Annotated in this window: 4 protein-coding genes; 3 read left to right on the forward strand and 1 reads right to left on the reverse strand. The window is 64.6% G+C overall.

All coding sequences use genetic code 11. From position 1 onward, the window contains the following. The first annotated feature begins 349 nt into the window (after nt 1–349). Nucleotides 350–1,318 carry a glycoside hydrolase family 43 protein gene (locus tag JMF82_RS21395; RefSeq protein WP_201316549.1) on the forward strand — a complete coding sequence of 323 codons (969 nt, stop codon included), beginning with the start codon at nt 350–352 and terminating at the stop codon, nt 1,316–1,318. Between the two features lie 15 nt (nt 1,319–1,333). Here JMF82_RS21395 and JMF82_RS21400 read toward each other — a convergent pair whose 3' ends face one another. Further along, complete coding sequence (locus JMF82_RS21400; RefSeq protein WP_201316550.1) at nt 1,334–2,560, reverse strand: MFS transporter; 1,227 nt, start codon at nt 2,558–2,560, stop codon at nt 1,334–1,336. A 126-nt stretch (nt 2,561–2,686) separates the two neighbouring features. Here JMF82_RS21400 and JMF82_RS21405 point away from each other — a divergent pair, with 126 nt between their 5' ends. After that, nucleotides 2,687–3,463, forward strand: a complete 777-nt coding sequence (locus tag JMF82_RS21405; RefSeq protein WP_201316551.1) for a helix-turn-helix transcriptional regulator — start codon at nt 2,687–2,689, stop codon at nt 3,461–3,463. 541 nt (nt 3,464–4,004) lie between these two features. Further along, nucleotides 4,005–6,191, forward strand: coding sequence for a polyphosphate kinase 1 (gene ppk1, locus JMF82_RS21410; protein ID WP_201316552.1), 2,187 nt, complete (start codon nt 4,005–4,007; stop codon nt 6,189–6,191). The last annotated feature ends 269 nt before the right edge of the window (nt 6,192–6,460 follow it).

Below are 6,460 nucleotides of genomic sequence, written 5' to 3' on the forward strand. Positions count from 1 at the left end.
GCGGACCGGCAGTGCACCACTCCATGAGGCTGTCGCGCACAGGGTGCGCTCCCACATAAACGGCGTGCGGGTGAGACCTCTGGCGCGTGAGGCGTGCGGCGTGCGGCGTGAGGCATGAGGCATGAGGCGCAGCCTTGCAGACGGAACCTGTGCCCCCTCACCGGAATGCAGCCTTCTGTAGGAGCGCACCCAGTGCGCGACCGCGGACCGGCAGTGCACCACTCCATGAGGCTGTCGCGCACAGGGTGCGCTCCCACATGAGCAACGCGCGGGTGAGACCTCTGGCAGGTCAGGCGTGCGGCGTGATGCGCTAGCCTTGCCGGGTCTTCCCATTGCCGGAACTCGTCGCATGCGCCTTCGCACGTCCCTGCTCCACGCCACCATCGCCACATTGCTGGCCTTTACCCCCTTCGCGCACGCCGGCAACCCGGTGTTTCCAGGCTGGTACGCCGACCCGGAAGCGGCGATTTTCCAGGGGCAGTACTGGATCTACCCGACGACATCGGAGCGCTACAGCCTGCAGACGCGCTTCGACGCGTTCTCGTCGACCGACCTCGTCCATTGGACCAGGCATGAAGGCGTGCTGCGCATGGCCGACGTGCCGTGGGCGAAGAAAGCGATGTGGGCGCCGGCCATGGTGGAGAAGGACGGCAAGTACTACTTCTTCTTCGCGGCCAACGACATCCAGAGTGACAAGGAAGTGGGCGGCATCGGCGTGGCGGTGGCGGACCATCCCGAGGGCCCCTTCAAGGATCTGCTGGGCAAGCCGCTGATCGATGCCTTCCACAACGGCGCGCAGCCTATCGATCCCTTCGTGTTCCGCGACGACGACGGCAGTTGGTATCTGATCTACGGCGGCTGGAAGCACGCCAATGTGGTGAAGCTCAAGCCCGATTTCACCGGCGTCGAGTCCACGGCGGACGGCAAGACGTATCACGAGATCACGCCGGAGAAGTACGTCGAAGGCCCGTTGATGTTCAAGCGCAACGGCAAGTACTACTTCATGTGGTCCGAAGGCGGCTGGACCGGTCCGGACTACTCGGTGGCCTACGCCATGGGCGATTCCCCGCTGGGCCCGTTCAAGCGCATCGGCAAGATCCTCCAGCAGGATCCGAAGATCGCCACCGGCGCGGGCCACCATTCACTCTTCCATGTGGCGCGCGACGACAGCTGGTTCATCGTGTATCACCGCCATCCGCTGGGCGACACCGACGGCAACCACCGCGAAGTGAGCATCGACCGCATGCAGTTCGATGCGCAGGGCCACATCCTGCCCGTCACCATCACCCGCGAAGGCGTTCCAGCGCACGCGCTGTGAGGCGCGCGCGACGGATCAGGCATGGCGGCGTTCCAGGTTGGGCAGGAACGCCGTGATGATGCCGATCAGCGGCAAGTAGGCACACAGGCCATACACGTACTCGATGCCCCGCGCATCCGCGATATGGCCCAGCACGGCGGCGCCGATGCCGCCCATGCCGAAGGCGAAGCCGAAGAACAGGCCCGAGATCATGCCCACGCGCCCCGGAATAAGCTCCTGGGCGTAAACCAGGATGGCCGAGAAGGCGGACGACAGGATCAGTCCGATGACCACCGTCAACACGCCGGTCCAGAACAGGTCGACGTGGGGCAGCAGCAGCGTGAACGGCGCCGCGCCCAGGATCGATGCCCAGATCACCCACTTGCGGCCGATGCGGTCGCCCACCGGGCCGCCGATCAGCGAACCCGCGGCCACGGCGAACAGGAACACGAACAGGTGCGTCTGTGCGTTGGGCACCGACACGCCGAACTTGTGGATCAGGTAGAACGTGTAATAGCTGCTGATGCTGGCCAGGTAGAAATACTTGGAGAAGATCAGCACGCCCAGGATGAACAGCGAAGCGCCGATCTGCGAGCGTGTCAGCGACACCGTCGATACGTGCCGCGCCTTGGGCTTGCCCCGCTCCGCATGGTGGTCGCGATACCAGCGGCTCACCTGCATCAGCACCACCATCGCCAGCAGCGCGGCGAGCGAGAACCACGCCACGCTGCCACGGCCGTGCGGCACGATGATCCACGCGGCCAGCAGCGGACCGAGCGAGGCACCGGCATTGCCGCCCACCTGGAACAGCGACTGGGCCAGGCCATGACGACCACCCGAGGCCATGCGCGCCACGCGCGAGGATTCCGGATGAAACACCGACGAGCCCGTGCCGACCAGCGCCGCGGCTACCAGCAGCACCGCGAAGTTCGGCGCGGTGGCGAGCAGCAGCAACCCGCATAGCGTGAAGCCCATGCCCACCGGCAAGGAATACGGCATCGGCTTCCTGTCGGTGAACATGCCCACCGCCGGCTGCAGCAACGACGCGGTGAGCTGGTAGGTCAGCGTGATCAGGCCCACCTGGGCGAAGCTGAGGTCGAAGCCGCTCTTGAGGATCGGGTAGATCGCCAGGATCAGCGACTGGATCATGTCGTTGAGCAGGTGCGAGAAGCTGATCGCACCCAGGATGCGAAACTCGGTGGCGTGCTCGGCCCGGGCCGGCAGCACGGTGGCGGGGGATATCTCTTCGACGCGGCTTTGCATGGGAACTCGGGTCAGTATCTGCGGCAAGGCGTCGCAGGTTGCGCCACCGGGGTGCTCACCTTAGAGTGAGCGAGGCCGGCCCGCATACATCAACGGGTCAATTATTGTTGAATTTGGGCCATCACCGTGCGTAACGCCCGCGCCGACGCCTACGAGAACACGCCACGCGACGTGATTGCGACGGGCAACGAGTACCCGTCGCACTACGTCCTGCCCGCCCACTCGCACCGGCGAGGCCAGCTGCTTTACGCATCCACCGGCGTACTGACCACGATCACCAGCGAAGGCAGCTGGGTGGTACCGCCGCGTCGGGCGCTGTGGATTCCGCCGGGCGTCTCCCATGAAGTACACATGGGTGGCCCGGTGTCCACGCGCAGCGCCTATGTCACGCCGGAAGCAGCCCGCGCGGCGGGCTTGTCGGAACGCTGCCAGGTCATCGCCGTATCGCCGCTGCTCCACGAATTGCTGCTGGAAGCCGTGGACCTGCCCGCCGAGTACGAGCTCGACGGCCGCGATGGCCGCGTCATGGCGCTGTTGCTCGACGAAATCCGCCGCATGCCCGCGTTGCCGCTCAACACACCGCTGCCGCATGACAAACGCCTGGCCGCGCTGTGCCGCGAACTGCTCGATCATCCATCGCAGGAAATGAAGATCGACGACATGGCGCGATATGCCGGCATGAGCCGCCGGCATTTCACGCGCACCTTCCGCGAAGAGACCGGCATGAGTTTCACCGCCTGGCGGCAACAGGCCTGTTTGCTCGCCGCGCTCACGCGGCTGGGCAATGGCGATGCCATCACGCAGGTAGCCATGGACCTGGGCTATGGCAACCCGAGTGCGTTTACCGCCGCGTTCCGGCGCGTACTGGGCGTGGCGCCAAGCCGCTACCTCGGCATGCCCTGACCCGGCAGCTCTTTGCAGGAGCGCACCCAGTGCGCGAGAAGCCTACAAAGCGGCACCGACGAACCGCCGCGGTCGCGCACTGGGTGCGCTCCTACATGTCGCGAATACGCGGCATCACCACGCGCAGGTGGCGATGGACTCGGGCCATGGCAAGTTGAGTGCGATTACCGGCGCGTACTGGGCGCAGCGCCGGGTCGTTACCTCGGCATGCCCCGACCCGGCAGCTCTTTGTAGGAGCGCACCCTGTGCGCGAGAAGCCCGCAAAGCAGCGCGAACCAAACGCCGCGGTCGCGCACTGGGTGCGCTCCTACGTCGGTCGGAAGGGGTTCAAGATGCCGAGATGTGAAGTCCGGCATCACGAAGCCATGACATCACCATCGGCATTGTCACGAACGTGTCAAATACGATCCGCAACATGTCGACGACGTGACAGCGCGAGAGTGCCTGCTGCGCTGCCATGGCCCGGTCTTAATCGGTGCCGTACCATGCCCCTTTGCGGTTTTGCGTATCCGGACGCATCCGCCTGTCGAACGGTGAGCCGATGAGTACCGATTTCGTTCAGCCCGAAGCAACGCGCCATGCCAGTCCCGCTCCTGCGCAGGAGACGCCGACCCAAGCTGCACCGGCCGCCCCCGCCGCAGCTGCCCCCGATCTGAACGATCCCAGCCTGTATATCAATCGCGAACTGTCGCAGCTGCAGTTCAACATCCGCGTGCTCGACCAGGCGCTGGATGAAAGCAAGCCGATCCTGGAACGGCTGAAGTTCCTGCTGATCTTCTCCAGCAACATGGACGAGTTCTTCGAGATCCGCGTCGCCGGACTCAAGAGCCAGATCGCGTTCGACCATGAAATCGTCGGTTCCGACGGCATCGCGCCACGCAAGGCGCTTGCCGAGATCAGCGAAATCACCCACAAGCAGATCGAACGGCAATACGCGATCCTCAACGACCGCATCCTGCCGGAACTCGCGCGCCAGGGCATCCGCATCGTTCGTCGCAACGAGTGGTCGCACAAGCAGAAGCTCTGGGTACGCCGGTATTTCAAGCATGAAGTCTCGCCACTGGTCACGCCGATCGGCCTTGACCCCACGCATCCGTTTCCTTTGCTGGTCAACAAGAGCCTCAACTTCATCGTGCAGTTGGAAGGGACCGACGCTTTCGGGCGCGATTCGGGCCTGGCCGTGGTGCCCGCGCCACGCGTGTTGCCACGCCTGATTCGCCTGCCGGAGGATGTCAGCGAAGGCGGCGAGAACTTCGTGCTGCTTTCCTCGATCATCCATGCGCATGCCGAGGAGCTGTTTCCCGGCATGTCGGTGCGTGGCTGCTATCAGTTCCGCCTCACCCGCAACGCCGACCTCACCATCGACCCGGAAGATGTCGAAGACCTGGCGCGCGCGCTGCGCGGCGAGCTGTATTCGCGCCGCTTCGGCGATGCCGTGCGCCTTGAGGTGGCGGACAACTGTCCGCAGGAACTCACCGACTACCTGTTGCGCCAGTTCGGCCTCACCGCCGCGGAGATGTACGAGGTCAACGGCCCGGTGAATCTCTCGCGCCTGTTCGGCCTGATCACCAAGACGCACCATCCGGACCTGGAATACGCGCCGTTCACACCGTCCATTCCCAAGGCGCTGAAGAAGGCCGAAGACCTGTTCGCGGTGATCAGCCGCCAGGACGTGCTGCTGCTGCATCCCTACGAATCGTTTGCGCCGGTGGTGGACTTGCTGCACCAGGCCGCGAAGGACCCGAACGTACTGGCCATCAAGCAGACGCTTTACCGCAGCGGCGCCAATTCCGAAATCGTCGACGCGCTGGTGGATGCTGCGCGCGCGGGCAAGGAAGTGACCGTCGTGGTGGAATTGCGCGCCCGCTTCGACGAAGAGTCGAACCTGTCGCTGGCATCGCGCCTGCAGCAGGCCGGCGCGATGGTGATCTATGGCGTGGTGGGCGTGAAGACGCACGCCAAGCTCATGCTCATCCAGCGCCGCGAGGGCGAGGAACTGGTGCGTTACGCACACCTGGGCACCGGCAACTACCACACCGGCAATGCGCGCCTGTATACCGACTACAGCCTGCTCACCTCCGACCACGCCCTGTGCGAAGACGTGCACAAGCTGTTCAGCCAGCTCACCGGCATGGGCAAGCTGCTGCAGATGAAGAAGCTGCTGCATGCGCCGTTCACGCTCAAGAAGACCCTGCTGGAGATGATCACCCGCGAAACCGCGCACGCGACGGCAGGCAAGCCGGCGCAGATCGTCATCAAGGCGAATGCGGTCACTGACGCCAAGATGATCCGGGCGCTCTACAAGGCGAGCATGGCGGGCGTAAAGGTCGAGCTGATCGTGCGCGGCATGTGCTGTCTGCGCCCGGGCGTGCCCGGCGTGTCGAACAACATCCGCGTGCGCTCCATCGTCGGGCGTTTCCTGGAACACAGCCGCGTCTACTGGTTCGCCAACAACGGCGAGGACAAGTTCTACCTGGCCAGTGCGGACCTCATGGAACGCAACCTGGACCGCCGCGTGGAAACCGGCTTCCCCATCGAGGGGAAGAAGCTGCAGAGCCGCCTGAAGAAGGAGCTCGAACTCTATCTGTCGGACAATGCCAGCTCATGGCTGCTGCGTTCCGATGGCCGCTATACCCGCAACCAACCGGCGGCAAACCAGACCACGCGCAATGTGCAGGCGCAATTGCTGGAGAAGCTCTGCGGGTCAGGTGCGGCGACAGAGCTGTGAGGGGTTGACTGACAGCGCTCGCGACATGTCCGACATGCCGGGTGGACAACTGCCGGGCCGCGGCAGCCTATTTGGCTGACTTCGACAATGTGATCCGCTCCCTAAGGTTTCCGGAGTTCCATTCGACCCTCCGGGTCATCACAGGGAGTTCCCATGAAGAAGCTTTTTGCCTTGGCCTTGGCGGGCCTGATGGCGCACGCCCAGGCCGCGACACCGCCGGCCCAACCACCTGCCCGTCAGGCCTCACCCGCCGCCGGGCAAACCCCGGC

It is taken from the genome of Dyella sp. EPa41 (assembly GCF_016586165.1).
GTDB lineage: Bacteria > Pseudomonadota > Gammaproteobacteria > Xanthomonadales > Rhodanobacteraceae > Dyella.

Coding starts and splice junctions, on each gene's coding strand:
- JMF82_RS21395 (WP_201316549.1), top strand. CDS start 350: ATGCGCCTTCGCACGTCCCTGCTCCACGCCACCATCGCCACATTGCTG.
- JMF82_RS21400 (WP_201316550.1), bottom strand. CDS start 2,560: ATGCAAAGCCGCGTCGAAGAGATATCCCCCGCCACCGTGCTGCCGGCC.
- ppk1 (WP_201316552.1), top strand. CDS start 4,005: ATGAGTACCGATTTCGTTCAGCCCGAAGCAACGCGCCATGCCAGTCCC.